23 protein-coding genes are annotated in these 25,080 nt (G+C 69.1%); 15 read left to right on the plus strand and 8 right to left on the minus strand.

The features are described 5' to 3' along the window. Positions 1–73: 73 nt before the first annotated feature. The 3 genes from C5B97_RS01905 to C5B97_RS01915 all read left to right on the plus strand — a co-directional run bounded on the left by C5B97_RS01905 (position 74) and on the right by C5B97_RS01915 (position 3,637). Positions 74–1,162: a homoserine dehydrogenase gene (locus C5B97_RS01905; protein ID WP_104310439.1), complete on the plus strand. Its 1,089-nt coding sequence runs from the start codon at positions 74–76 to the stop codon at positions 1,160–1,162. Beyond that, complete coding sequence (locus tag C5B97_RS01910) at positions 1,159–2,583, plus strand: aldehyde dehydrogenase family protein (protein WP_244295812.1); 1,425 nt, start codon at positions 1,159–1,161, stop codon at positions 2,581–2,583. Before C5B97_RS01905 ends, C5B97_RS01910 begins: the two co-directional genes overlap by 4 nt. A gap of 154 nt (positions 2,584–2,737) precedes the next feature. Further along, positions 2,738–3,637, plus strand: a complete 900-nt coding sequence (locus tag C5B97_RS01915; RefSeq protein WP_104310440.1) for a neutral zinc metallopeptidase — start codon at positions 2,738–2,740, stop codon at positions 3,635–3,637. A 145-nt stretch (positions 3,638–3,782) separates the two neighbouring features. Here C5B97_RS01915 and C5B97_RS01920 read toward each other — a convergent pair whose 3' ends face one another. Further along, entirely contained in the window at positions 3,783–4,616 is an 834-nt protein-coding gene (locus C5B97_RS01920) for an aldo/keto reductase (protein WP_104310441.1), read from the minus strand. Positions 4,617–4,719: 103 nt separating this feature from the next. Continuing rightward, positions 4,720–5,649 (minus strand): LysR family transcriptional regulator, encoded by a 930-nt coding sequence (locus C5B97_RS01925; RefSeq protein ID WP_104310442.1) that lies wholly within the window; start codon positions 5,647–5,649, stop codon positions 4,720–4,722. Positions 5,650–5,724: 75 nt separating this feature from the next. Here C5B97_RS01925 and C5B97_RS01930 point away from each other — a divergent pair, with 75 nt between their 5' ends. Continuing rightward, positions 5,725–7,338, plus strand: coding sequence for an aminotransferase class I/II-fold pyridoxal phosphate-dependent enzyme (locus C5B97_RS01930; protein ID WP_258067832.1), 1,614 nt, complete (start codon positions 5,725–5,727; stop codon positions 7,336–7,338). Positions 7,339–7,471: 133 nt separating this feature from the next. On the opposite strand, the gene C5B97_RS01935 is transcribed toward C5B97_RS01930, so the two are convergent. Both C5B97_RS01935 and C5B97_RS01940 read right to left on the minus strand, forming a co-directional pair. Beyond that, positions 7,472–8,002, minus strand: coding sequence for a GNAT family N-acetyltransferase (locus C5B97_RS01935; protein ID WP_104310443.1), 531 nt, complete (start codon positions 8,000–8,002; stop codon positions 7,472–7,474). Positions 8,003–8,078: 76 nt separating this feature from the next. Further along, a complete protein-coding gene (locus tag C5B97_RS01940) occupies positions 8,079–9,110 on the minus strand; it encodes a LacI family DNA-binding transcriptional regulator (RefSeq protein ID WP_104310444.1) in 1,032 nt (343 codons plus the stop codon). A 157-nt stretch (positions 9,111–9,267) separates the two neighbouring features. Between C5B97_RS01940 and C5B97_RS01945 the strand changes: the two genes are divergently transcribed. From C5B97_RS01945 to C5B97_RS01965, 5 genes are all read left to right on the plus strand, one after another. Next, positions 9,268–10,494 (plus strand): Gfo/Idh/MocA family protein, encoded by a 1,227-nt coding sequence (locus C5B97_RS01945; RefSeq protein WP_104310445.1) that lies wholly within the window; start codon positions 9,268–9,270, stop codon positions 10,492–10,494. A gap of 1 nt (position 10,495) precedes the next feature. Further along, positions 10,496–11,491 (plus strand): Gfo/Idh/MocA family oxidoreductase, encoded by a 996-nt coding sequence (locus tag C5B97_RS01950; protein ID WP_104310605.1) that lies wholly within the window; start codon positions 10,496–10,498, stop codon positions 11,489–11,491. 290 nt (positions 11,492–11,781) lie between these two features. Beyond that, positions 11,782–12,759, plus strand: coding sequence for a substrate-binding domain-containing protein (locus C5B97_RS01955; RefSeq protein ID WP_104310606.1), 978 nt, complete (start codon positions 11,782–11,784; stop codon positions 12,757–12,759). A gap of 66 nt (positions 12,760–12,825) precedes the next feature. Beyond that, entirely contained in the window at positions 12,826–13,908 is a 1,083-nt protein-coding gene (locus C5B97_RS01960) for an ABC transporter permease (RefSeq protein ID WP_104310446.1), read from the plus strand. After that, on the plus strand, positions 13,908–14,807 hold the full coding sequence (locus C5B97_RS01965) for an ATP-binding cassette domain-containing protein (protein WP_104310447.1): 900 nt from the start codon (positions 13,908–13,910) through the stop codon (positions 14,805–14,807). The genes C5B97_RS01960 and C5B97_RS01965 overlap by 1 nt, the downstream gene beginning before the upstream one ends. A gap of 84 nt (positions 14,808–14,891) precedes the next feature. Here the strand turns inward: C5B97_RS01965 and C5B97_RS01970 are convergent, their stop codons facing one another. Continuing rightward, positions 14,892–15,293, minus strand: coding sequence for a YccF domain-containing protein (locus C5B97_RS01970; RefSeq protein ID WP_104310448.1), 402 nt, complete (start codon positions 15,291–15,293; stop codon positions 14,892–14,894). 175 nt (positions 15,294–15,468) lie between these two features. Between C5B97_RS01970 and C5B97_RS01975 the strand changes: the two genes are divergently transcribed. Then, positions 15,469–15,969 carry a heme-degrading domain-containing protein gene (locus tag C5B97_RS01975; protein WP_104310449.1) on the plus strand — a complete coding sequence of 167 codons (501 nt, stop codon included), beginning with the start codon at positions 15,469–15,471 and terminating at the stop codon, positions 15,967–15,969. Between the two features lie 25 nt (positions 15,970–15,994). Here C5B97_RS01975 and recQ read toward each other — a convergent pair whose 3' ends face one another. From recQ to C5B97_RS01990, 3 genes are all read right to left on the minus strand, one after another. Then, positions 15,995–17,878 (minus strand): DNA helicase RecQ, encoded by a 1,884-nt coding sequence (recQ, locus tag C5B97_RS01980; RefSeq protein WP_258067833.1) that lies wholly within the window; start codon positions 17,876–17,878, stop codon positions 15,995–15,997. A gap of 107 nt (positions 17,879–17,985) precedes the next feature. Further along, a complete protein-coding gene (locus C5B97_RS17840) occupies positions 17,986–18,147 on the minus strand; it encodes a hypothetical protein (protein ID WP_181026855.1) in 162 nt (53 codons plus the stop codon). A 265-nt stretch (positions 18,148–18,412) separates the two neighbouring features. After that, complete coding sequence (locus tag C5B97_RS01990; protein WP_104310452.1) at positions 18,413–18,715, minus strand: rhodanese-like domain-containing protein; 303 nt, start codon at positions 18,713–18,715, stop codon at positions 18,413–18,415. A gap of 269 nt (positions 18,716–18,984) precedes the next feature. On the opposite strand from C5B97_RS01990, the gene efeU reads away from it, so the two are divergent. The 5 genes from efeU to C5B97_RS02015 all read left to right on the plus strand — a co-directional run bounded on the left by efeU (position 18,985) and on the right by C5B97_RS02015 (position 25,072). Continuing rightward, on the plus strand, positions 18,985–19,893 hold the full coding sequence (efeU, locus tag C5B97_RS01995; protein ID WP_104310453.1) for an iron uptake transporter permease EfeU: 909 nt from the start codon (positions 18,985–18,987) through the stop codon (positions 19,891–19,893). 26 nt (positions 19,894–19,919) lie between these two features. After that, positions 19,920–21,137: an iron uptake system protein EfeO gene (gene efeO, locus C5B97_RS02000; protein ID WP_104310454.1), complete on the plus strand. Its 1,218-nt coding sequence runs from the start codon at positions 19,920–19,922 to the stop codon at positions 21,135–21,137. Between the two features lie 278 nt (positions 21,138–21,415). Beyond that, positions 21,416–22,717: an iron uptake transporter deferrochelatase/peroxidase subunit gene (gene efeB, locus C5B97_RS02005; RefSeq protein ID WP_104310455.1), complete on the plus strand. Its 1,302-nt coding sequence runs from the start codon at positions 21,416–21,418 to the stop codon at positions 22,715–22,717. Between the two features lie 64 nt (positions 22,718–22,781). Then, on the plus strand, positions 22,782–23,531 hold the full coding sequence (locus C5B97_RS02010) for a response regulator transcription factor (protein ID WP_104310456.1): 750 nt from the start codon (positions 22,782–22,784) through the stop codon (positions 23,529–23,531). Beyond that, positions 23,528–25,072 carry a cell wall metabolism sensor histidine kinase WalK gene (locus C5B97_RS02015; protein ID WP_104310457.1) on the plus strand — a complete coding sequence of 515 codons (1,545 nt, stop codon included), beginning with the start codon at positions 23,528–23,530 and terminating at the stop codon, positions 25,070–25,072. Before C5B97_RS02010 ends, C5B97_RS02015 begins: the two co-directional genes overlap by 4 nt. Positions 25,073–25,080: the final 8 nt, after the last annotated feature.

The raw sequence follows: 25,080 nt of genomic DNA on the forward strand, positions 1-25,080 counted from the left end.
GCGGCGAAAAGACAGCATCGGCCTGACGCAGGTGCCGCCCAAGCTGAGGTCACCTCGACCAGAAGGAGACACCGTGAGAACGTACGACCTGGCCCTCATCGGATTCGGCGGCGTCAGCCGCGCACTCGCAGAGCTCATCAGCAGTGACGCTGAACGACTCACCCGACAGCTCGGCTTCAGCCTCAGGGTCGTCGCCATCACCGACCTCGCCTTCGGATCGCTTGTGCAACCGGACGGCATCGACCTCGCCGCAGTGCTGGCCATGCCGCGCGGGGCGGACTTCAGTGCGCTCCCAGGAGGAAGCGCCGACCCACGCAACCACGACGTCATCCAGGACTGCCCTGCCGACATCGTCGTCGAGGCGACCTTCACCAACCCCGTCGACGGTCAGCCCGCCGCCTCACACGTCCGGTGGGCGCTGGAATCCGGCAAGCACGTCACCACGACCAACAAGGGCCCGGTGGCGCTGCACGCCCGAGCGCTGACGGCGCTCGCCGAGGAACGCGGCCTGTCCTTCGAGTTCGAGGGGGCCGTGCTCAGCGGCACGCCGATCCTCCGGTTCGCGCAGCAGATGCTGCCAGGGCTCACGACGACGTCCGTCGAGGGCATCCTCAACGGGACCAGCAACTACGTGCTCGGGCGACGCGAAGCAGGCGCGACACTGGAGGCGGCCATCCGCGAGGCGCAGGAGCTCGGGTACGCGGAGGCGGACCCGACCGCCGACATCGAGGGCTCGGATGTGCGGCTCAAGGTCGCGATCCTCGCCCAGCAGGTGCTGGGCGTCGACGTGTCCCTCGCCAGCATCGACACGCAGGGCATCTCCGGCATCAGCGACGCCGACATCCGCGAGGCCAGCGAGCAGGGGCTTCGATGGAAGCTCATCGGATCGGCGACGAGAACGGATGACGGGGGCGTGACAGCTGCGGTGAGGCCGGTCGCGCTGGGCGAAGAGCACCCGCTCGCCGGCATCGCGGGGGCCACGAACGCTGTGACGTTCACGACCGACCTCCTCGGACAGGTCACCGTCTCGGGCCCAGGAGCTGGTCGTGTCGAGACGGCGTACGCGTTGCTCTCCGACATCATCGCCATCGACGCCGCCACGCGCACGAGCGAACGAGCCGCGGCTGCAGAGCTCGTCGACCTCGTCGGGGTCACTCTGTGACCGCCCGGCTGTCCGTCGTCGGACATGCGCCGGGTCTGGTCGCCACCGGGGAGGAGCTGGTCGTCACGAATCCCGCAGACGGAGCGGTCGTCGGGCACGTGCGCCAGCATTCCGCGGAAGACCTCCCCGAGATCATCGAGCGAGCCCGATCAGGGAGCCTCGTCGCCCGCGCGCTGTCACGCCACGCTCGCGCGACTGTCCTGGAGAACGCCGCCGCCCTCCTCGGCCAGCGGTCGGACGAGGTCGCTCGACTGATCGTCGCCGAAGCGGGCAAGACCATCGTGCAGGCGCGAAAGGAAGTCGCGCGCTGCCAGAACACCCTCAAGCTGTCCGCGGTGCAAGCACGAAGCAACGCAGGCGAAGTCGTTCCATTCGACGCGTTCGAAGGATCGGAGACGCGAACCGGGTGGTTCACGCGCGAACCGCTCGGCATCATCCTCGCGATCACGCCGTACAACGACGCGCTGAACCTGGTCGCGCACAAGATCGGTCCGGCGATCGCCGGCGGCAACTCCGTCATCCTCAAGCCCTCGCAGCTCACCCCGCTCACGGCGAGGCTCCTCGTCGACCTGCTGGTCGAGAGCGGCCTGCCCGCCGAGGTCATCACCACGGTGCACGGCAACCGACTGCTCTCGCAGGCACTCGTCTCCGCGCGCGAGATCCGGATGGTGTCCTTCACCGGCGGCTTCCGCACTGGTGAGGCGATCGCAGCGGCCGCGGGCATCAAGAAGGTCTCGATGGAACTCGGCGGCAACGCCCCGGTCCTCGTCTTCGGCGACGCGGATCTGACCACGGCAGTCGCGCGCTGCGTGTCCGGGTCCTTCTGGGCCGCAGGCCAGAACTGCATCGGCACGCAGCGCATCATCGTCCATGAGTCGGTCGCGGATCGGTTCCGGAACGAGTTCGTCGCGGCCACGTCGAGGCTGACGACCGGGGACCCCTCGAAGGAGTCGACGGATGTCGGCCCCATGATCAGCGAGGCCGCCGCGGACTCGGCACAGCAGTCGGTCGAGGCCGCCGTGGCCGCCGGCGCGCGGCTCCTCGAAGGCGGGCGCGCCGACGGCGCGTTCTTCCCGCCGACGGTGCTCGCCGACGTGCCGCGCAGCCAGTGCGTGTGGGCCGATGAGGCGTTCGCGCCCATCGTCGTCATCGAGACGTTCTCCTCGTTCGAGGAAGCCGTCGACCTGGCCAACGAGCCCGAGTACGCCCTCCATGCGGCGGTCTTCACGAGCAGCCTGAGCACCGCGATGCGGGCGACGCGTGAGCTCGAGGCCGGGGCGGTCATGGTCAACGACTCCTCCGACTACCGCTTCGACGCCATGCCGTTCGGCGGCGCCAAGTACGGCAGCATGGGTCGCGAAGGGGTCCGGTTCGCATACGAGGACATGACGCAGACGAAGGTCGTGGGCATCCTCGAGTGACGAGGGCGAACCGGACGGCCCGGTGCCGTGTGGTGAGAAGCGGATGCGGCGAGCGGATGCGGCGCGAGCTGCGTCCGCTCCCCGCCCGGCCTCATTTTGGGCACGCTCTCGCGTCGAGGCCCACGCCCGCCGTGCAGCGGAGTAGATTTCGCGCATGACTTTCAACGAGAACGCGAAGCTCGACACGAGCGGCGTGCAGAAGCGCGGCCGGGGGGCCAAGACGGCCGCGATCGGCGGCGGCTCGATCGGGTTGCTCATCGTGGCGTTCCTCGCCTCGCAGTTCCTCGGCGTCGACCTGACGGGAATCGTCGGCGGCGTCGACCAGGGCCAGCAGTCACAGCAGGAGGAGGTCGAGGGTGGCGGGCTCGCCGAGGAGTGCCAGACCGGTGCCGACGCGAACGCGCAGATCGACTGCCGCATGGTCGGCGTCCAGAACTCGCTCGCCGACTTCTGGGAGACGGAGAGCGCGGCCGTGGGCGTCACGTACGAGCAGCCCGGGTTCATCCTGTACGAGGGCCAGACGAGCTCGGCGTGCGGGACCGCATCCAACGCGGTCGGCCCGTTCTACTGCCCAGGCGACTCCTCGATGTACGTCGACACGTCGTTCTTCCAGCTGCTCACCTCGCAGCTCGGCGCGCAGGACGGCCCGCTCGCCGAGATGTACGTCGTCGCACACGAGTGGGGCCACCACATCCAGCATCAGATGGGCGTCTTCGACACCACGAACCGCACCGACACCGGGCCCACGTCTGACGGCGTCCGCATCGAGCTGCAGGCCGACTGCTTCGCCGGTGCCTGGCTCGGCGAGGCCGCGACGACCGAGACCGCCGAAGGTGTGACGCTCCTCGAACCGCCCACGCGCGATCAGGTGGACGTGGCGCTCTCGGCCGCGTCCGCCGTCGGCGACGACCACATCCAGGGCCAGCAGGGCCAGGTGAACCCGGAATCGTTCACGCACGGCACCAGCGAGCAGCGCGTGAACTGGTTCGTGACCGGCTACGAGCAGGGCACGGGCGCCTGCGACACGTTCGCCGTGAGCGGCAACGAGCTGTAGCGCTGAAGCGGTCCCCGCCGCCGCCGCGAGCACAGGATTGTGGCCCGGTGCTGTTCATCCGTCGATGAGCAGCACCGGGCCACAACTCTCTGCCGTCGCTGCGCTGAGGGCCGGAACGGGCAGGCCCGAGCGCGAGGCCTGGGGGCTAGAACTCCTCGTGGGTGTCCGGGTCCTGGTCCCAGATGCGTCCGCGCTCGAGGCCGGAGAGCGCATCCACCTCTGCCTGGTCGAGCTGGAAGCCGAAGATGTCGAGGTTCTTCGCCTGGCGCTCGGTGGAACGCGACTTCGGGATCGGCACCGAGCCGAGCTCGACGTGCCAGCGGAGGATGGCCTGCGCGGGCGAGACGCCGTGCGCGGCAGCGACCTCGACGACGACGGGATGCTCGAGCAGCTCGCCGCGACCGAGCGGGCTCCAGGCCTCGGTCACGATGCCGTGCTCCGCGTGGAACTCGCGCAGCGCGGCCTGCGGGAAGAACGGGTGCAGCTCGACCTGGTTGACGGCGGGTGTGACACCGGTCGCGTCAACGATCTTCGTCAGGTGCTCCGGGGTGAAGTTCGAGACGCCGATCGACCGCACCCGGCCGTCCTTCTGCAGCTGCACCAGTGCGCGCCAGGTGTCGACGTACTTCTCGAGGCGCGGCAGCGGCCAGTGGATGAGCAGCAGGTCGAGCTGTTCGAGGCCGAGGCGCGCGATCGACTCGTCGAAGCCGGTGAGCGTCTCGTCGTAGCCGTGGAAGCGGCCGGGGATCTTGCTCGTGACGACGATCTCGGAGCGCGGTACGTCGGACGCACGGATGCCCCTGCCGACGGCTTCCTCGTTGTCGTAGCTGATGGCGGTGTCGAGGAGTCGGTAGCCGAGCGAGAGCGCCTCGCGTGTGGGTCCGGCGGAGTCCTCGCCGGCGTGCGGGAAGGTGCCGAAGCCGATCGCGGGGATCGTGGTGCCGTCGTTGAGTCCGAGTTCAGGAACGTTGCTGGTCACTGTTCGCCTTCCGCCATTTGTTAGAACAACACGACCCTAGGGCTTGTCACCGGGAGGTTTCCGACCGTGACGCAATCGGCTGGCAAGGCGGGAGACGGCCGCCTCAGCGAGTCCTGAGTTCCGACAGTGCCCCCGCGATCGCGTCTCTCAGCGCGGCCGGAGGCTCCTCCCGTGTGGCGAGCACGACCTCGCGGGTGAGCGTCGCAGTATCGATGGGCAGGAACGCGACTGCATCGTCGTGCCAGGTAGCGACCGAAGCGGGGACGATGGCGACGAGCTGCCCCGCCGCGATCATCCCGAGGATCGCGGGGTAGTCGTCGGAGTGCATGCCCGTGCTCGCTTCGAAACCGGCCCGCCCGCACAGCTCGCGCGTGGCCTCGTCGAGCGTGTCGCCGCCCGATGCGCCGAACGCCCACCGGTCCTGCCGCAGCTCGGTGAACTCTCGAATGGGCTCGCTCGGCTCCGTGGTGGCGAGGGGATGCGAGCGGTGCACCGCCAGAACGAGGGGCTCAGCGAAGAGCAGCTCGGTCGTGACCTCGGCTGAGAGGGGCGTCGGCAGCCCTGGGGCCTGGAAGAGGACGGCCGCGTCCAGCTGGCCCTGCTCCAGCTGTCTAGCGAGCCGTTCGCACTCGTCGAGTGTCAGCTCGAGGCTGAGACGCGCGAGTTCCGCTCGGCGCAGGATGCCGGGGACGACGAGCGCGCCGAGGGTGGGGAAGATGCCGAAGCGCACGAGTCGCCGCTCGTCGTCGAGCCAGGCGTCGAGTTCTGTGAACGCCCTGCGGCCGGCCTCGAGCAGCTGCCTCGCGCGGACTGCGAAGACGCGGCCCGCTGCGGTCGGGGTGCTGCCACGGGGGCCGCGCTCCAGCAGCTTGACGCCTGCCTGCTGCTCGAGTCGCCGGAGATGGTGATCGACGGTCGGATGGCTCCATCCGAGCCTGTTCGCCGCCGCGGCGACGGAGCCCTCCGCGAGAACGGCGTCGAACGCTGCCAGCCCCCTGAAGTCGGGAAGATTCGGCGCCTGGCGGTGTGACATGGCTTCAGTCTACGACTGAAGCCATACCGTCAAGTTGCCATTCTCTCTTGCAAGCGACCCTGGCACGATGGAGACATGACGCACGCACCCGAGGTTCCGACGTTCGCCTACGACGACGCTGAAAACGACTTCAGTGGGGCGTCGGCGAACCCGACTCAGAGCGCGATGTCCCTCGAGAACTCGACCGGCGCGACTCGAGACACCGCAGGGGCGCCATACGCCGCCGCGCTCGCCGTGCACGCCGCCCGCGACCCCACTGCCTTCCTCGTGCCAGGCCACGGCGCCGACGCCACCGGTCTCGGCCTGGGTCAGGCGGAGTACTTCGGCGAGCGGGTCCTCGAACTCGACGTGACGCCACTGCTCGACGGCATCGACCTCGGCGACGGGTCACCCCGCGAGCAGGCCGAACGTCTCGCCGCGGACGCGTGGGGTGCATCCCGAACCTGGTTCCTCACCGGCGGTTCCTCGATGGGCAACCGCATGGCTGCGCTCGCCGCGCGCGGGCTCGGCGAGGGCGTGCTCATGCAGCGCAGCGCCCACTCGAGCTTCGTCGACGGCATCATCCTGGGCGGGTCGTCGCCGAGCTTCGTGCTGCCCGAAGTCGACCTCGAGCACGGCATCGCCCACGGGGTCACCCCCGCCGCGGTCGCGGATGCGCTGGCCGAGCGACGCGCATCCGGCGGCGGCGACGTCGCGGCCGTCTACATCGTCTCGCCCAGCTACTTCGGCGCCGTCGCCGACGTCGCAGGCATCGCCGAGGTGGTGCATGAGGCCGGTGCCGCCCTCATCGTCGACGCCGCCTGGGGCGCTCACTTCGGGTTCCTTCCCGAGCTTCCCGATTCTCCTGTGCGCCTCGGCGCTGATCTCGTCGTCACGAGCACCCACAAGCTCACCTCGTCGCTCTCGCAGAGTGCGCTGGTGCACCTCGGGCACGGTCCCATCGCTCGGGCGCTCGAACCGCACGTCGAGCGAGCCCACCGCATGACCGCGTCGACAAGCGAGAGCTCGCTGCTGCTCGCGTCGCTGGACCTCGATCGTCGCGACCTCGTCGAGCGCCGCGACCTGCTCGAGGCGTCCTACGACGCCGTGCTCGCCGCCCGCGACATGTTCCGCGCCGACGGTCGCTTCCCGGTCGTCTCAGACGAGTTCGACGCGTACCCGTCGACGGTCGCGATCGACCCGTTCCGCATCCCCGTCGACATCCGCGCGACGGGCCTCGACGGGCACACCGTGCGGCTGCGCCTCGCCCGCGAGTTCGGCGTCATGGTCGAGATGGCCACCGTGAGCTGCGTCGTCGCGGTCGTCGGCATCGGCAAGACGCCGGATGCGCGTGTCCTGCTGGACGCGCTCGCCGCAATCGCGGCCGATGCCACCGCGGCGCCGCCCGCCACCGAGGTGCCAGGCGACGCTGCTGTCACGATCCCGCCGATGCCTGGACCGGGGGAGATGCGCATCCGCCCCCGCGCCGCCTACCTCGCCGACGCCGAGACAGTTCCGTGGGCGGATGCGATCGGGCGCATCTCCGCCGACTCGCTCGCCGCGTACCCGCCGGGAATCCCGAACGTGCTGCCTGGCGAGGAGATCACGGTCGAAGTCGTCGAGTTCCTGCGGGCGTCGGCCGCCGCGGGCAGTCATGTGCGCGGTGCCGTCGACAGCCCGGTTTCGGCGTTCCGAGTCGTCGTCGAGTAGCAGCTCAGCTCGTTGGTGCTGTGGCGCATACTGCTTGGCGCCTTCGTGACCAACATCAGTGCAGAATCGCCGCCTGGAGTCTGCACCGAGCTCGACGGCCCGATTTTTGCACCGATGTTGGTCAGGAGTCTTGCTAGCTTCGCCCGGCGTCGCCCGGGCCGCCGGCGTCGAGGATGAGCTGCAGGAAGATCACGTCGAGCCAGCGGCCGAACTTCGTGCCGACCTGGTCGAGGCGACCCGCGTGCGTGAAGCCGAGGCGCTCGTGCAGGCTGATCGATGCCGAGTTGTCTGCGTCGATGGCGGCGACCATGACGTGTTTGCCTGCCCTCCGGGCGCGGTCGATGAGCGCGAGTGTCAGTGCCTTGCCGAGCCCTCGTCCGCGGGCTTCGCCTCGCACGTACACCGAGTGCTCGACGGTGTGCCGGTAGCCCGAGAAGGTGCGGAAGTCGGCGTATGTCGCGTAGCCGAGCACGGCGCCGAGTTCGTCGACAGCGACGAGGACCGGAAGTCCGGCGGTTGCTCGGCCGGCGAACCAGGCGCGGCGGTCGTCCTCGTCGACGGTGGCGGCGTTCCAGTTGACGGTTGTCGTAAGCACGTCCTCGTTGTAGATCTCGGTGATCGCGGGGATGTCGTCGACGGTGGCGTCGCGGATGTTCGGGGTCACCCGGTCAGTATCGCGCAGGGTTCAGGCCATCATGCGGCGGTGAGGCAGAAGCGCTGCGATCGAGCCGCCGCGAAAGTCAGGCCGGTGCGCTGCCGGTCGAGCCGCGCACGGCGAGACTCGTTGCAACGCGCTGCACGCGCTGGAGCTGCACGGGGTGCTGCATCCGCTCGAGGAGGAGCGTGCCGGCCTGCACTCCGATGGCGAAGTTGCCGGTGTCGACGGAGGTGAGCGACACCACCTGGAACTTCGCGAGCGGGGAGTTGTCGTAGCCCGCAACGGACAGGTCGGCGGGCACCCGCAGTCCGAGGGTGTTGGCGACCGAGAGCACGCCGATGGCGGACGCGTCGTTGAAGGCGAAGATCGCGGTGACCCGCTCGCCTTCCGGGGCCCCGAGGAGCCGTCCGGCGGCCGCATGCGCGCTCTCCTCGCTCATGCCGCCAGCCTCGACGACGGCGTGAGCGGCGAGTCCGGCTTCGGTCATGGCTCGCAGGAAGCCCTGCTCCCGCAGTTCGCTGATTCGACCGGGCCCACGGAGGTAGGCGATGCGAGTGTGGCCGAGCTCGAGCAGGTGGCGAGTGACCTGGCGGGCGCCGGCCTCGTCGTCGTTCGTGACGATGTCGACCGCGGGAAGGTCGGGGTCGAGGGTGCCGGCGAGCACGACGGGCACGTCGTCGGCGATGCGGGCGACGGCGTCACCCTCTGAGGTGGTGCCGATGACGACGATGCCGTCGACGCCCTGCTGGATGAGGGCATCCAGCGAGCTGCGCCCGATGCGCTGGTCGGTGCGGCTGTCAGTCAGGAGCGTCGCGTAGCCGGAGGCGTGGAGCGTCGCGGAGGCCCCTTCGAGGAGCTCGACGAACCAGGGGTTGCGGAGGTCGTTGACGACGAGCCCGACGGTTCGGGTCTTGGCGCGGGAGAGTCCGCGGGCGTGCGCGTTGGGGCGGTAGCCGAGTTCCGCGATCGCGGTGAGGACGGCCGCGCGGCGGGTGTCGCTCACGTGCGGGGCATCGCGCAGCACCAGCGAGACCAGCGACTTGGAGACACCGGCCCGCTCGGCCACGTCGCGGATGGTGACGGGGGTCGAGGCTGACTTCTGGGTCTCCTCCACGGTGTCACCTCCTGACTGCGCTTCGGTCGAGCCACCAGCGTATGGCCTTTTCCGTCGCAGTGTGGAACTATTTGCACCGATCTATATTTGTCCAAGACACGCGAGCAAGCAGCAGCAAGCACTGCCGGGCACGCATCCGATGAGCAACGAGGGTGGCATGAGCACACAGAACGCGCGCCGGCTGAGCGCAGGAATGGTCGGGGGCGGCATCGGCGCCGACATCGGCAAGACGCATCGCTTCGGGATGCGGATGGATGACCGGTACTCGCTCGACGCGGGGGTCTTCGGGCGCGACCGTGAGCAGTCGGCCGGAGTGGCCGCATCCCTCGGGGTCGCGCCTGAGCGCACCTACGACACGTACCAGCAGATGGCGGAAGCTGAGGCCGCACGCGAGGACGGCATCGACATCGCCGTCGTCGCGACGCCGAATGACAGCCACTTCGAGGTGGCCAAGGCGTTCCTCGAGCGCGGTATCAACGTCGTGTGCGAGAAGCCGCTCACGCGGGACTCCGCGACAGCTCGCGAGCTCGTCGACCTCGCGGCGGCCAACGACGTGATCCTCGCCGTGCCGCACTGCTACTCGGCGTATCCGATGGTCAGAGAGGCGGCACGCATGGTGAGCGACGGTCGCCTCGGCCGGCTCACGTTCGTGGACGTGGAACACGCCTCCGGCTGGGCCGCGACGCCGCTCGAGCTGACCGGCCACAAGCAGGCGAGCTGGCGCACGGACCCCGACGTGGCGGGGTTCCCGAGCGTCGTCGGCGATCTCGGCACGCATGGCTACCACCTCGCTCGCTACATCACCGGCCTCGAGGCCGATCGCGTCTCGGCGCAGCTCCACACTCTCGTGCCTGGTCGGAAGGTCTTCGACAATGCGACGGTCGCACTCGAGTTCAGTGACGAGGTCCCGGGTCGGCTCTGGGCGAGCATGGCCGCGACTGGCCACAATCACGGGCTGCGCATCCGCGTCTTCGGCGACGAGGGAAGTCTCGAGTGGCAGCACGAGGACCCGCACCACCTGACCTTCCAGGACCTCGAGGGCACGACCACGGTCTTCACGCACGGCCTCGCCTCGCTCTCCGAGGACTCAGCCAGGCTCACGAGGGTCGGCCTCGGGCACCCGGAGGGCTTCCTCGAGGCGTTCGGCAACTTCTACCGCGACCTCGCCGACGAGCTCGAGGCGCGACGGGATGCGCGCCCGTCGACCATCCGCGAGCTGTCGTTCCCGACGGGCATCGACGGTCTCATCGGTGTGCAGTTCGTGGAGGCCGTCGCTGCCTCGCACGACGCCGATGGGGCGTGGGTCGTGCCGGCGAGCGTTGTCGATCACGAAGCCGAGGTGGCGGCCGCCGACGCTGAACTCCGTGTGGCAGGGGGCAACTGAGATGCAGAGATTCGCGCTCATCGGCGCCGGGTTCATCGGCGCCGTCCATGCTCAGAGCCTCGCGGCCAACCCCGATGTCGACTTCCGCTACGTGTACGACGTCGACCTCGCGAGGGCAGAGAGGCTGGCCGTCTCGCACGGCGCAGCGGCCGTGCCCTCGCTCGCGCAGGTCTTCGATGCCGCGCAGGTCGACGCCGTGCTCATCGCGTCCTCCACCAACAAGCACTCCGAGCATCTTCGGCTCGCGGCCGACGCGGGCATCGCAGCGCTCTGCGAGAAGCCCATCGACCTCGATCTCGAGCGCGCCCGGGAGACGGTGGCGTACGTCGAGGCGTCCGGCATCACCGCGATGGTCGATTTCAATCGTCGTTTCGACCGCGACTACTCCGAGGTGAAGCGAATCGTGGATGCGGGCGAGGTCGGCGACGTCGAGCTGCTGCAGCTCTCGAGCCGCGGGCCATCCATGCCGCCGCTCGAGTACATCGCGGTCTCCGGCGGGCAGATGCGCGACCAGACGGTGCACTTCTTCGACCTCGCGACCTGGATCACCGGCCTCGATGCGGTCGCCGTGTCCGCGACGGGCAGTGCCTTGGCTGAACCCAGGGTCGCCGAGTACGGCGACGTCGACACGTCGATCGCCACCGTGCGCCTCGCGAACGGTGCCCTCGTGCAGATCGACAGCATCCGTCGCTCCGGCTACGGCTACGACGAGCGCATCGAGGTGTTCGGCTCGGAGGGGCTGGTCGAAGCCAAGCGGCACAGGTCGGGCCAGGTGGCCAGGTATGGGAGCGGAACGGTGACGGAGTCGGGGATGCACGCTGGCTGGTTCGAGCGTGTGCAGCCCACGTACGCCGCGGCTCTCGCGGAGTTCGTCGGTGCGCTCGAGGATGCGCGTTCGCCGTCGCCGTCACTGCGCGAGGCGCTTCGCGCGCAGGCTGTCGCCGAGGCGGCGACGCGCTCGCTCGCGAGTGGCCGGGAGGAGCCGGTGCTCTCTTGAGCGCGCGTCGAAACGTACCGTCGGACGGCGGGTGATCGAGTCTCGGTCGCCCGCCGTTCTGGGGTTGAGACCGATCCGTGATGCGGTCTTCACAAGAAAAGGTTTGCTTAATACACCTGTTGAGCTATTGTCATGACAAGTCAGTGACGTGCTCGTTGCTCTCGGACAAGGATGACCGAGCGAGCACACGTGGGCTTCTCAAGACGCCGTCCCCCAGCGGCTGTCTCGTCGAGCGCACAACTGACGCCATCACGGCATTCAAAGGAGTTTTCGTGAAGAAGAAACGTCTCATGTTCGGCCTGGCCGCACTCGCCATGGTGCCGGTCTTCGCACTCACCGCCTGCTCCTCCGCAGGTGGACGCGACACCGGAACGGCGGAGGACCCCGCAGTCGCCGGCGTCGCAGACACGCCCTCGATCAAGATCGCGATGATCACTCACGCCGCCCCCGGCGACACCTTCTGGGACATCGTCCGCAAGGGCGCCGAGACGGCGGCGGCGAAGGACAACGTCGAACTGCTCTACTCGTCTGACCCGCAGGCTCCGAACCAGGCTCAGCTGATCCAGCAGGCCATCGACCAGGGCGTCGACGGCATCGCCGTCACCATCGCCAAGGGCGACGCGCTCGAGGACTCCATCAAGGCCGCCGTCGACGCCGGCATCCCCGTCGTCGCCTTCAACGGCGGCAGCAAGGAAGCCTTCGAGTTCGGCGCCTTCACCTACATCGGCCAGGACGAGGTCGTCGCGGGCCAGGCCGCCGGTGACAAGATCACCGAGCTCGGCTACACCAAGCCCCTCTGCATCATCCAGGAGCAGGGCCACGTCGGCCTCGAAGCGCGGTGCGCGGGCATCAAGGAGAAGGTGCCAGCCACCGAGATCCTCTACGTGACCGGCACCGACATGACCCAGGTCAAGTCGACGATCTCCGCCAAGCTGCAGTCGACGCCCGACACCGACGTCGTCATCGGACTCGGAGCTCCCTTCACCCTCACGGCCATCGACTCGGTCTCCGAGACCGGCTCGAGCGCCAAGGTCGCGTCGTTCGACCTCAACGCGGACCTCGCGCAGGCCATCGTCGACGGTGACGTCGCCTTCACGGTCGACCAGCAGCCCTACCTCCAGGGGTACATGGCCGTCGACTCGCTCTGGCTGCAGAACAACGGCGAGTTCGCACTCGGCGGTGGCAAGCCCGTGCTCACCGGCCCGACGATCATCGACGAGAGCAACGCGGCCGTCGTCCTCGAAGAGGCCAAAAAGGGCATCCGCTAACCAGCGAACCACGGTCGGGGTGGCCGCCAGCGCGGCCATCCCGACCCCTCACAAGGAAGTGCAGTCATGGTTCAAACCTCAACACCAACCGCAGCATCCCCCCGGTCGCCCAACACCGGCTCGGCCCCCGTCACCACCGACGAGCGCGTCGGCAAGCGCTCGCCGCTCTCCGTCATCCTCGGCCGGCCCGAGATGGGCGCCGTCGTCGGCGCCATCGTCGTCTTCGTGTTCTTCGCGGTCGCCGCCCCAGTCTTCACGCAGGTCACGTCGCTCGCGACCGTGCTCTACGGCGCCTCCACGATCGGCATCATGGCCGTCGGCGTCTCGCTGCTCATGATCGGCGGCGAGTTCGACCTCTCCGCCGGCGTCGCCGTCATCTCGTCGGCACTCACCGCATCCCTCTTCAGCTGGTACTTCGCCACCAACGTGTGGGTCGGCGTGCTCATGGGGCTCGTCTTCGCCCTCGTCGTCGGCTTCATCAACGGCTGGCTGCTCATCAAGACGAAGCTGCCGTCGTTCATCGTCACGCTCGCGTCGTTCCTCATGCTCACGGGGCTGAACCTCGGCATCACCCGCCTCGTCGGCGGCGGCGTCTCCAGCCCCGCGATCGCTGACATGGACGGCTTCGCATCGGCGAAGGCCATCTTCGCGAGCGAGATCCCGGTCCTCGGCGTCAACGTCAACGTCACCGTCTTCATCTGGATCGCCCTGGTGCTCGTCGCCACGTTCATCCTCATGCGCACGAAGATCGGCAACTGGATCTTCGCGGTCGGCGGCGACGAGAACGCGGCCCGCGCCGTCGGCGTCCCCGTCACGGCGACGAAGATCGGCCTCTTCATGGGCGTCGGCTTCTGCGCCTGGATCCTCGGCATGCACAACCTGTTCGCCTTCAACGTCGTGCAGTCGGGCGAGGGAATCGGCAACGAGTTCCTCTACATCATCGCGGCCGTCATCGGCGGCTGCCTTCTCACCGGCGGCTACGGCTCGGCGATCGGCGGTGCCATCGGCGCCCTCATCTTCGGCATGGCCAACAAGGGCATCGTCTACGCCCAGTGGAACCCGGACTGGTTCAAGTTCTTCCTCGGCCTCATGCTGCTGATGGCCACGATCGTGAACCTCGTCGTCAAGAAGAGGGCGGAGCAGAAGTAATGGCAACGAATCAGGCAACAGTGACGGATGCGCAGCAGTCGGCGTCGGCAGACCAGGGCGCGCACCTGATCTCGCTCCGGGAAGCCGGCAAACGGTACGGCAACATCCTCGCCCTGCAGGGCGTCGACATGGACGTCGACCCGGGGCGCGTCACGTGCGTGCTCGGCGACAACGGTGCCGGCAAGTCGACGCTGATCAAGATCATCGCGGGACGCCACGAGCACACCGACGGCGAGTTCCTCATCGAGGGCGAGTCGGTGCACCTCAAGTCGCCTCGCGAGGCCCTCGAACGGGGCATCGCGGCGGTCTACCAGGACCTCGCGGTCGTGCCGCTCATGCCGATCTGGCGCAACTTCTTCCTCGGCTCCGAGCTCACGAAGGGCTTCGGCCCGTTCAAGAGCCTCGACGTCGAGCAGATGAAGGACATCACGAAGAAGGAGCTGCTCGACATGGGCATCGACCTTCGCGACGTCGACCAGCCCATCGGCCAGCTCTCAGGCGGCGAACGGCAGTGCGTCGCGATCGCCCGCGCCGTGTACTTCGGGGCGAAGGCGCTCATCCTCGACGAGCCGACCGCCGCCCTCGGCGTCAAGCAGTCTGGTGTGGTGCTGCGCTACATCCTCGCGGCGCGCGACCGCGGACTCGGCGTGATCTTCATCACCCACAACCCGCACCACGCGTTCCCCGTCGGCGACAGCTTCCTGCTCCTGAAGCGAGGCAAGTCGATCGGCTACTACGACAAGGCCGACATCACCCTCGACGAGCTCACCGCGCAGATGGCCGGAGGCGCCGAACTCGAGGAGCTCGCCCACGAGCTCGAGCAGCTCGGCGGCTACACGCAGGACATCGCCGTCATCCGCGAAGTGGAGGACGACATCCCGGACGTGCCCGCCAAGTAGGCGCAGCGTCCGCTGCGTGGATCATGCGAGAACGGCCGGCACCCGCTGCGGGGTGCCGGCCGTTTCGCGCGCTCAGGAGGCTGGTCAGCGGCGGGCGGCCGCAAACGGACCGTTGTCGCGGTCGACGACCTCCTTGCCGAGCGGCGAGAGGGAGATCGGGATCATCTTGAAATCGGCGATGCCCATGGGGATGCCGATGATGGTGACGCACAGCGCGATACCGGAGACGATGTGACCGATCGCAAGCCACCAGCCAGCGAGCACGAACCAGATGACGTTGCCGATGAAGGAGAAGGCACCGGCGTTCGGCCGTGAGACGACATCGCGGCCGAAGGGCCAGAGCGCGTACAGGCCGATGCGGAACGAGGCGATGGCCCACGGGATCGTGATGATCGGGATGCAGAGCAGCACGCCGGCCAGCATGTAGCCGCAGAAGAGCCAGAAGCCCGAGAGCAGGAGCCAGATGATGTTGAGGAGAGTGCGCATGCGTCAAGCCTGCCGCAACTCGCGATGTATCGCGTCATCCCGGAGACTGAACTCTGCATGTGCATATGTCATGACAAAAGGGCGCAGGAGGGCTATGCTCGCAGCAGGTACGCCGTCGTGCCGAAACCCCCAGCCCATCCGCAGTCCGAGACTGCCGTGCACACCGAGGTCACCCATGAGCTCCACCACCCCACCCCCGTACGCCGGCCTGCCCGCCGGCGAGATCCTGAGCATCCTGCACGCCGAGGAGCAGGAGCTCGACTTCCCGAGCTTCACGCTCGAGGATGCGTGGCAGGTGGGCACCTGGCTGCGCCACGAGTCGATCATGCGCGGCCACAGCGTCGCCGTCTCGGTCGTGCTCGGCGGACAGCGTGCGTTCCACGCCGCGACGCCAGGCTCCTCCGCGTTGAATGACGCCTGGCTCGCCCGCAAGTTCCGGGTGGTCGAGCACTTCGGTCACTCGACCCTCGCGGTCCGATACACGTACGAGGCGGACGGCGAGGACTTCGCCGCAGACTCCCTCCTGGACCCGCGCGAGTACGCCGCCGCGGGCGGCGCCTTCCCGATCCGCATCGGCGGCACCCTCGCCGGCGCGGTCGGCGTCAGCGGCCTCGAGATGCACGAGGACCACGCGCTGGTCGTCGAAGCGCTGCGCGTCCACCGAGTCCTGTCGTAGCCGCGCGACGGCCAGGGCTGCGGCGCTACTGGTCGGCGACGGCGTCGAGAACGTCGTCGGCGTAGCGCTCGAGCTTCGCCGCACCGACGCCGGAGATGGCGGCGAGCTGCGCGTGCTGGCGCGGCTTGACCTCGGCGATGGCGGCGAGGGTCGCATCCGTGAACACGATGTAGGCGGGCACGCCCTGCTCCTTCGCGGTCTCGGCGCGCCAGGTGCGCAGCCGCTCGAAGACCTCGCGCTGCGACTCCGTGAGGGCTGCCGCTGCCGCGCTCCCGCCGCCGGAGCGACCCGAGTACTCCCCGCGCGAGCGGCGCCCGCTCGAGCCGGCCGGCTTCGGGGGCTCCTTGCGGAACATGAGCTGCCGCTCGCCGCGGAGCACCGGGGCGGCCTCGCTCGTCAGCGCCAGCACCCCGTACTCGCCGCGCACAGCGAGCACCCCCGCGGCCAGCAGCTGGCGGATGACGCCGCGCCACTCCGTGTCGCCGAGATCCTTGCCGATGCCGAACGTCGAGAGCTCGTCGTGCTTCCACTGCGTGATCTTGTCGGTCGTCTTGCCGGTGAGGATGTCGATGAGCTGGCCGGCGCCGAACGCCTGGCCGTTGCGCTCGCGGTCGAGTCGCAGCACGGTTGAGAGCAGCTTCTGCGCCGCGATCGTGCCATCCCACGAGTCGGGCGGCGAGATGCACGTGTCGCAGTTGCCGCACGGCTCGCTGAGCTGCCCGAAGTAGGCGAGCAGCTGCACGCGGCGGCACGTGACGGTCTCGCAGAGCGCGAGCATCGCGTCGAGGTGCTGGCTCTGCGCTCGCTTGCGCTGCGCGTCTCCTTCGCCTTCCGCGATCATGCGGCGCTGCTGCACCACGTCGTTCAGGCCGTAGGCCAGCCAGGCGGTGGACGGCAGGCCGTCTCGGCCCGCGCGACCAGTCTCCTGGTAGTAGCCTTCGATGCTCTTGGGGAGGTCGAGGTGCGCCACGAAGCGCACATCCGGCTTGTCGATGCCCATGCCGAATGCGATCGTCGCCACCATGACGACCCCGTCTTCGCGGAGGAACTTCGCCTGGTGTCGCGCACGCGTCTCGGCAGGCATCCCCGCGTGGTAGCCGAGCGCGTTCACGCCCTGTCCCCGCAGCCACTCGGAGACGTTCTCGACCGACTTGCGGCTCAGGCAGTACACGACGCCGGCGTCGCCCGGGTGCTCCTCGTGAATGAGGCGCAGCAGCTGCGCCTTCGGGGTGGCCTTCGGGGAGACGCGGTACTGGATGTTCGGGCGGTCGAAGCTGGCCACGAACACCTTCGCGTCGCCGAGCACGAGCCGGTCGACGATCTCCTGCCGGGTCTCGCTCGTCGCGGTGGCCGTCAGGGCGATGCGGGGGACGCCTGGCCAGCGCTCCGCGATCATCGACAGGTTCAGGTAGTCGGGGCGGAAGTCGTGCCCCCACTGCGCGACGCAGTGGGCCTCGTCGATCGCGAACAGCGAGATGTTGGTGCGACTCAGGAGGTCGGCGGCGACAGGCAGGCGCTCGGGGGCCAGGTAGATGAGGTCGAGCTCGCCCGCGAGGAGTTGCCGCTCGACGTCTCTCCGCTCGTCGATCGACTGCGTGGAGTTCAGGAACGCGGCGCGCACGCCGAGCTGCTCGAGCGCGCCGACCTGGTCGTGCATGAGCGCGATGAGGGGCGAGATGACCACTCCGGTGCCCTCTCGCACGAGCGCGGGCACCTGGTAGCAGAGGCTCTTGCCTCCACCGGTCGGCATGAGCACGACAGCGTCGTCGCCAGCGCAGAGGCGCTCGATGATCTGGGCCTGGTCGCCGCGGAAGTCGTCGTAGCCGAAGACCTCGCGCAGCACCCGCTGCGCTCGCTCGAGCAGGGTCCCTGACCTGGCGGGGGCTTCTGTCTCGTGCGTTGCGACCATGCAAGCAACCCTAGGCGCGACGACCGACATCCGCTTGGTCATCCACAGGCCCGGCCGCATGCATCCGCGCACCGACGCGACCGGAAAGCGGGGGCCTCAGCGTGCCGCTATCGGGCGGCGCCGAGGCGCGAGACCGGCGGGTAGTAGCGGAACCCGGGGATGAACAGAGGCGCAGACGCCGCCCGTATCGCGCGCCGCGGGAGGGTGCGGTCGAACGGGTCCAGCTGAGCTGCGCGGTGCTGCTGCTCGAGCTGCAGCCGAGGGTCCACGCTCGGCTGCGATGCCAGGCGGGTCGAGGCATCACGGGCGCGCGCAAGATGCCGTGGGCTGTTCACACTCAGCTCCCATCGCCGGTGACTCGTCGCGCCGCAGGGCTCGCGATCTTGGGGGCTTCAACGCTAGCGAGAATCGACGCACGGCACACCCGAGATCCAGGGGAGAACTCCCCACCCGACAGGATGGCTGGGGAGGTCTGCCTCGGGTCGATCGGCGAAGGAATGGCGAGTATACGGCGGGCAGCCGACCGTGGGTCGTTCAGTCGCGTTCGACCGTGAACCCCGACCCCGCCCATTCGGACATGCCGCCGAGCACATTCACGACCGGCTTGCCCTGCTGCTCGAGGTACGCGGCGGCGCGTTCGCTGCGGACCCCCGCGGCGCAGATCAGGTACACGGGGCCGTCCTCCGGCACCTCGTCGACACGATCCGTGAGCTCGCTCAGCGGCACGTTGCTGGCCCACGGGATGCGCACGGCAGAGAACTCATCGCGTTCGCGAACGTCGATGACGGTGGCCTGCTCGCCGAGTTCTGCGAGCTGCTTGGTGTCGATGGTCTGCACGGGTGATCCTCCTGGTCGAGTCTCTGCACCGCGGGACCGCGGGCCGCGCACCACGGTACTTCAGCGCACTTCGAGAGCGCTGGCGCACTGGCCTCGGGAGGAGTTGGGACGCCGGACGGGCTCTGACCTGAACGGAACTTGGCAAATCCCCGAAGGCAGGTGTACCTTCACAAAAGGTAAGCCTTACCTGGCCTACCGCGTATGGACGCCTGGGCTCTGGCTGGCCCTCACGCCCGCCGGCCCGTTCTCTTCACGCCCAGGAATCCAGCATGCTCGGCTCTCTCCTCATCGGCCTCCGCGAAGGCCTCGAAGCGGCGCTCGTCGTCGGCATCCTCATCGCCTACGCTCGGCGAATCCGACGACCGGACATCGTGCGTCGCATCTGGCTCGGCGTCGCGTTCGCGGTCGTCGCCTCCCTCATCCTCGGCGCGGTGCTCACGTTCGGCGCCTACGGGCTCTCCTTCCAAGCCCAGGAGATCATCGGCGGCACGCTGTCGCTCGTCGCCGTCGCCATGGTGACGTGGATGGTGTTCTGGATGCTCCGCGTCTCGAAGACGCTCAAGCACGACCTTGAGGGGCAGGTCGATCGCCACCTCGGGGGCAGCGGCTGGGGCATCGTCGCGGTCGCCTTCGTCTCCGTCGCGCGAGAGGGCCTCGAGACCGCGCTCTTCGTCTGGTCGACGACGCGCTCCGGTGACGGCTGGGTGCTCGGCTTCCTCGGCGCCATCCTCGGCCTCCTCATCGCGGTCGGGCTCGCCTGGGGCCTCTTCCGTGGTGTCGTTCGCATCGACCTCTCCACGTTCTTCACCTGGACCGGCGCCCTCCTCATCGTCTTCGCCGCGGGCATCGTGGCCTACGCGATCCACGACCTCCAGGAGGCCGCGGTGCTGCCTGGACCCTTCATCGCCGCCCCCGAGACCGCACCGGCAGCACTGCAGGCCTGGTTCGGGGAGAACGCGTGGGCGTTCCGCATCCCCGAGATCATCCCGCCGGACGGGCTCCTCGGCGCGCTCCTCAAGGGCACGCTCGGCTTCACTCCCGAGATGACGAAGCTCGAGATCCTGGCCTACTTCGCGTACCTCATCCCGACCGCCACGCTCTTCGCCATCCGCACCCGCTCCGGCAGGCGGCACGCGACCACAACCTCACCCCAGCCTGCGGCGACCGCCGCGCTCTAGACACGCGCCCTCAAAGAAGGACACCCATGCACCTCAAGCCACTTGCCGCCGGACTGCTGTCGGCCGCGGCCCTCGTCTCCCTCACCGGCTGCGTGCCGAACGCGCCGGCTGACTCAGCGTCGTCGCTCGCCGTCTCGAGTACGGACTCGGACTGCACGGTCTCCGGCGCAGCCGCCGCCAGCGGGCCCATCACCTTCGACGTCACCAACGACGGCGAGCGCGTCACCGAGTTCTACCTGCTCGCCGACGACGGCCTGCGCATCGTGGGCGAGGTCGAGAACATCGCCCCCGGCACGAGCCGCCAGCTCTCCGTCGTCGCGCAGCCGGGCAGCTACTTCACGGTCTGCAAGCCGGGCATGATCGGCGAGGGCATCGGGCAGACGGCCTTCGAGGTCTCCGGCGAGGCGGTGGAGGTCGCGGCAGACGACCAGGCCGCCTACGACGAGGCCGTCACGAGCTACACCGCCTACCTGCGCAACCAGGTCTCCGAGCTCGTGCCGCTCGTCGAGCAGTTCACCACCGCCTACAAGTCGGGCGACGACGCGAAGGCCCGCGAGCTGTTCGCCGCGGCGCGCGTGCCCTACGAGCGCATCGAGCCGACCGCCGAGGCGTTCGGCGACCTCGACCCGAAGATCGACTACCGCGAGGTCGACGCCGTCGCCGAGGGCCTCGACTGGACCGGCTTCCACCGCATCGAGAAGGACCTCTGGCAGCCGCAGCCGGGCGACAAGAACTCCGACGACACCGACGCGTTCCTCGACTGGGCGCCCTCCACGCCCGAGGAACGCACCGCCTACGCGGACCAGCTCGTCGCCGACATCCAGGAGCTCGCCGACCTCGTGAACGGCGAGGAATTCGAGATCTCCATCGAGGACATCACGAACGGCGCGATCGGCCTGCTCGACGAGGTCGCGACGGGCAAGATCTCCGGCGAGGAGGACTGGTGGTCCGGCACCGACCTCAGCGACTTCAAGGCGAACGTCGAGGGCGCAGAAGTCGCCTTCGGCATCGTCGAGGACGTCGCCCGGTCGAAGGGAGAGGACGGCACAGCGATCGCCGACTCCATCAGCACGGAGTTCACGGCGCTGAACGACCTCCTCGGCAGCTACGGCAGCTACGAGGAGGGCTTCACCAACTACCGCGACCTCACGCCAGACCAGGTCAAGGAGCTCTCCACGCAGGTGGATGCGCTCGCCGAGCCGCTCTCGCAGCTCACGACCACGGTGCTCGGCCTGCAGGCGTAGCCTCTCCGAGACGCACGCCGCCAGTCAGGGTGACGTGGCGTCGCTGAGTGCCCTTCATCACGGCGATGCGACCCCTCGTCACCCTGACTGACGGGACTCCGGTCCGTGCTCGGATTTCCGCTGGAATCTCCCGGGACGGCACCACGTGAACCATCAGCAGAAGGAGCGCCGTGAGCGCAGGTGAGACCGGGCGCGAACCCGACGGCGCAAATGCGCGAGCAGGGAACGTGAGGTCCGGATCGACGGCGGCACGTCGGCCAGCGGCGAGCTCCGACCCGGTGGCGGACTCCGACCCGGCGGCTCCCGCAAGTGGTGGCCTCTCTCGACGCGGGCTGCTCGGGCTGCTCGGTGCGGGCGCCGCGGGCATCGCCGCCGGCGGTGCCGGTGGCTTCGGTATCGCGGCCGCGACCGGGGCCGGTGCCAGCACTCACGCGGGCAGCGGCACCCAGTATCCGTTCTCCGGCGACCACCAGGCCGGCATCGTCACGCCAGCCCAGGACCGGCTTCACTTCGCGGCCTTCGACGTGCGCGAGGGCACAACCCGTGAGGAGCTCATCGAGCTGCTGCAGGACTGGAGCTACGCGTCGTCGCGGCTCGTGCAGGGCCTCGACGTCTCAGCGTCGGGCGCCGTCGGCGGCTCCCCGCTCGCCCCGCCGGACGACACGGGCGAGGCCATGGGACTGCCTCCGTCGGCGCTCACCGTCACGTTCGGCTTCGGGCCGACGCTCTTCGTCGACGGCGACGGCGTCGACCGCTTCGGGCTCGCGAGCAGGCAGCCCGTGAAGCTCACGCAGCTCCCGCGGTTCTCGGGCGACGCCCTCCAGAGCGAGCTGTCCGGCGGTGACCTGTGCATCCAGGCCTGCGCTGACGATCCCCAGGTCGCGGTGCACGCCATCCGCAACCTCACGCGCATCGGCTTCGGCCGCGTCATCCTGCGCTGGTCGCAGCTGGGCTTCGGGCGCACCTCGTCGACGTCGACGAGCCAGGCCACGCCGCGCAACCTCTTCGGCTTCAAGGACGGCACGGCGAACGTCAAGGCAGAAGAGACGAGCGCCACCGCCGAGCACGTCTGGGTCGCCCCGGGAGACGGCCCCGACTGGCTGGCCGGGGGCTCCTACCTGGTGGCGAGGCGCATCCGCATGATGATCGAGTCGTGGGACCGGGTGCGCCTCGAGGAGCAGGAGCAGATCATCGGCCGCGACAAGCGAGCCGGTGCCCCGCTCAGCGGCGGCGAGGAGTTCACCGAGCCCGACTTCGTGGTCGAGAGCGACACGACCTTCGGGCAGCCCGCCATCGACGCGAACTCGCACGTCGCTCTCGCCCACCCCGCGAAGAACGCCGGAGCCCGGCTCCTGCGCCGCGGCTACAACTTCGTCGACGGCAACGACGAGCTCGGCCGGCTCAACGCAGGGCTCTTCTTCCTGTCCTACCAGCGCGATCCGGAGCAGTTCATCCGCGTGCAGCAGTCGCTCAGCACCGACCTCCTGAACGAGTACCTCAAGCACACCGGCAGCGGCATCTGGGCGATCCCGCCCGGCGCGCGCGACGGCGGCTACGTGGGGGAGACGCTCTTCTCCTGACCGCGCATACTCCACGCCCAGGCGGCTCATAGATGCTCCATAGAAGAAAGAGGAGACTGGAGCCATGCCTGCAACCGATCAGTCGAGCTCGCGGCTCGGCCCGAAGCTCACGGCGGCCGACGGATCCGCCATCCGAGTGCTCGTCGTCGACGACGAGCCCTCGCTCACCGACCTGCTCCGGATGGCGCTGCGCTACGAGGGCTGGGAAGTCCGCACCGCCGCGGATGGTGCCTCCGCGATCAAGGTCGCCCGAGAGTTCAAACCCCACGCCGCAGTCCTCGACATCATGCTCCCCGACACCGACGGGCTCAGCCTGCTGCACCGCATCCGCGCCGACGACGAAACGCTGCCCGTGCTCTTCCTCACCGCGAAGGATGCACTCGCCGACCGTCTCGCCGGACTCACAGCGGGCGGGGACGACTACGTCACCAAGCCCTTCAGCCTCGAGGAGGTCATCGCGCGCGTCCGCGGCCTCGTGCGTCGGTCCATGCTCACGCAGGGCACCGCGAACGACCCAGTACTCCGCGTCGGCGACCTCAGCCTGGACGAGGAGAGCTACGAGGTTCGCCGAGGCGACGACCTCATCGAGCTCACGGCCACCGAGTTCGAGCTGCTCCGCTTCCTCATGCGCAACCCCCGCCGCGTGCTCTCGAAGGCACAGATCCTCGACCACGTCTGGAGCTACGACTTCGGCGGGCGAGAGACCGTCGTCGAGCTGTACATCTCCTACCTGCGCAAGAAGGTCGACGCCGGCCGGGAGCCCATGATCAGCACGGTGCGCGGTGTGGGGTACATGCTCAAGGCCACGGAATGACCTCGCCCCTCGCCGGGCAGGGAGGGCATGCCGAAGCGGCCGCCCCGCAGGGCCGCGCACCGATGACGCTTCGCCGGAGGCTCGTCCTCGGCCTCGTCGCGACGCTCGTCACCGTCACCGCCGTCATCGGCGCCGTGAGCGTCTCGCTGCTGCACAACGTGCTCGTCGACCGGCTCGACCAGCAGCTGCTCTCTGCCAGCGACCGCGGACGCGAGGGCGCATCCGGTCCCGGCGACACGGGCGGGCCGCTGTCGCTCACGCCGAACGCGACCTTCGTGCTGAAGCTTCCCGGCCAGGCCGAGGGCACGGTCGGGGCGGTCATCGACGGCGGCGAGGTCATCTCCGCCGGCGCCCTCGACAGCCTCGGCGAGGTCGTCATCATCTCGCCGAGCACCGCGGAGTCGCTCGCGAGCGTGCCCCTGGACGGGCGGGCGCACACGGTCACCGTCGACGGCATCGGCGAGGTCAGGGCGCAGGCGAGCGAAGGGCCCGCCGGGTACGGGGTCGTCATCGCCCTCCCGCTCGGCGACGTCAACGCGACGACCACCACGCTGAGTCTCATGATCGGCCTCATCGGGCTGCTCGGCATCGCGCTCGCCGCCCTGTTCACGTCTCGCTGGATCCGCGCATCCATGGCCCCGCTCGAACGGGTCGAGCACCTCGCGACCAGCATCTCGAAACTGCCGCTCACCTCGGGCGACGCCGCGCTCGACGTGCGCGTCGACCCCCGTGACGCCGACCCTCGAACCGAGGTCGGGCGCATGGGGCAGGCGTTCAACACGATGCTCGGGCACATCTCCCGCGCCTTCACGGCGAGGGAGGCGAGCGAAGCGAAGATGCGGCAGTTCGTCGCGGATGCGAGTCACGAGCTGCGCACGCCCCTCGCGTCGATCCGCGGCTACTCCGAACTGACACGTCGCAGCCGCGCCGACCTGCCGGAGGACACGGCGCGCGCGCTCGAGCGCATCGACTCGGAGTCCGTCCGCATGACCGCGCTCGTCGAGGAGCTCCTCCTGCTCGCTCGACTCGACGAGGGCGTGGAGGCCACTCGCGGCAGGGTCGACCTGTCCCTCATCGCCCTCGAGACGGTCGGCGACGCGGATGCCGCCTGGCCCGATCACCGGTGGAACCTCGATATCCCCGGCGAGCCCATCGAGGTGGTGGGGGTCGAGGGTCAGCTGCGCCGCGTCGTCTCGAACCTGCTGGCCAACGCCGACGCGCACACGCCGCCCGGAACCAACGTCACGCTGACGCTCGGCGTCGATGGCCGGTTCGCGATGCTCAGCGTCCTCGACGACGGCCCGGGCATCGACCCCGCCGTGCTCGGCCACCTCTTCGAGCGTTTCGTGCGCGGCGACACGTCGCGCGCCCGCGGCGAGACCGAGGCCGGTGACATTCCGGTGACCAGGGGAACAGGTCTCGGCCTCTCCATCGTGAAGAGCGTCGTGGATGCGCACGGCGGCACGATCGCCGTCGACAGCCGACCCGGCGCCACGCGCTTCACGGTGCGCCTGCCGCTCGCTGCCCCAGCCCAGGGCTGAGGGATGCG

Source organism: Pseudoclavibacter sp. RFBB5, assembly GCF_002931555.1.
Lineage (GTDB): Bacteria > Actinomycetota > Actinomycetes > Actinomycetales > Microbacteriaceae > Pseudoclavibacter.

What these genes read in the sequence shown, in the direction of transcription:
- C5B97_RS01970 (WP_104310448.1), bottom strand. Translation starts at nt 15,293, where the DNA reads ATGCGCACTCTCCTCAACATCATCTGGCTCCTGCTCTCGGGCTTCTGG.
- C5B97_RS01960 (WP_104310446.1), top strand. Translation starts at nt 12,826, where the DNA reads ATGGTTCAAACCTCAACACCAACCGCAGCATCCCCCCGGTCGCCCAAC.
- C5B97_RS02015 (WP_104310457.1), top strand. Translation starts at nt 23,528, where the DNA reads ATGACCTCGCCCCTCGCCGGGCAGGGAGGGCATGCCGAAGCGGCCGCC.
- C5B97_RS01975 (WP_104310449.1), top strand. Translation starts at nt 15,469, where the DNA reads ATGAGCTCCACCACCCCACCCCCGTACGCCGGCCTGCCCGCCGGCGAG.
- efeU (WP_104310453.1), top strand. Translation starts at nt 18,985, where the DNA reads ATGCTCGGCTCTCTCCTCATCGGCCTCCGCGAAGGCCTCGAAGCGGCG.
- C5B97_RS01930 (WP_258067832.1), top strand. Translation starts at nt 5,725, where the DNA reads ATGACGCACGCACCCGAGGTTCCGACGTTCGCCTACGACGACGCTGAA.
- efeO (WP_104310454.1), top strand. Translation starts at nt 19,920, where the DNA reads ATGCACCTCAAGCCACTTGCCGCCGGACTGCTGTCGGCCGCGGCCCTC.
- C5B97_RS01955 (WP_104310606.1), top strand. Translation starts at nt 11,782, where the DNA reads ATGTTCGGCCTGGCCGCACTCGCCATGGTGCCGGTCTTCGCACTCACC.
- recQ (WP_258067833.1), bottom strand. Translation starts at nt 17,878, where the DNA reads ATGGTCGCAACGCACGAGACAGAAGCCCCCGCCAGGTCAGGGACCCTG.
- C5B97_RS01915 (WP_104310440.1), top strand. Translation starts at nt 2,738, where the DNA reads ATGACTTTCAACGAGAACGCGAAGCTCGACACGAGCGGCGTGCAGAAG.
- C5B97_RS01950 (WP_104310605.1), top strand. Translation starts at nt 10,496, where the DNA reads ATGCAGAGATTCGCGCTCATCGGCGCCGGGTTCATCGGCGCCGTCCAT.
- C5B97_RS02010 (WP_104310456.1), top strand. Translation starts at nt 22,782, where the DNA reads ATGCCTGCAACCGATCAGTCGAGCTCGCGGCTCGGCCCGAAGCTCACG.
- C5B97_RS01945 (WP_104310445.1), top strand. Translation starts at nt 9,268, where the DNA reads ATGAGCACACAGAACGCGCGCCGGCTGAGCGCAGGAATGGTCGGGGGC.
- C5B97_RS01925 (WP_104310442.1), bottom strand. Translation starts at nt 5,649, where the DNA reads ATGTCACACCGCCAGGCGCCGAATCTTCCCGACTTCAGGGGGCTGGCA.
- C5B97_RS01965 (WP_104310447.1), top strand. Translation starts at nt 13,908, where the DNA reads ATGGCAACGAATCAGGCAACAGTGACGGATGCGCAGCAGTCGGCGTCG.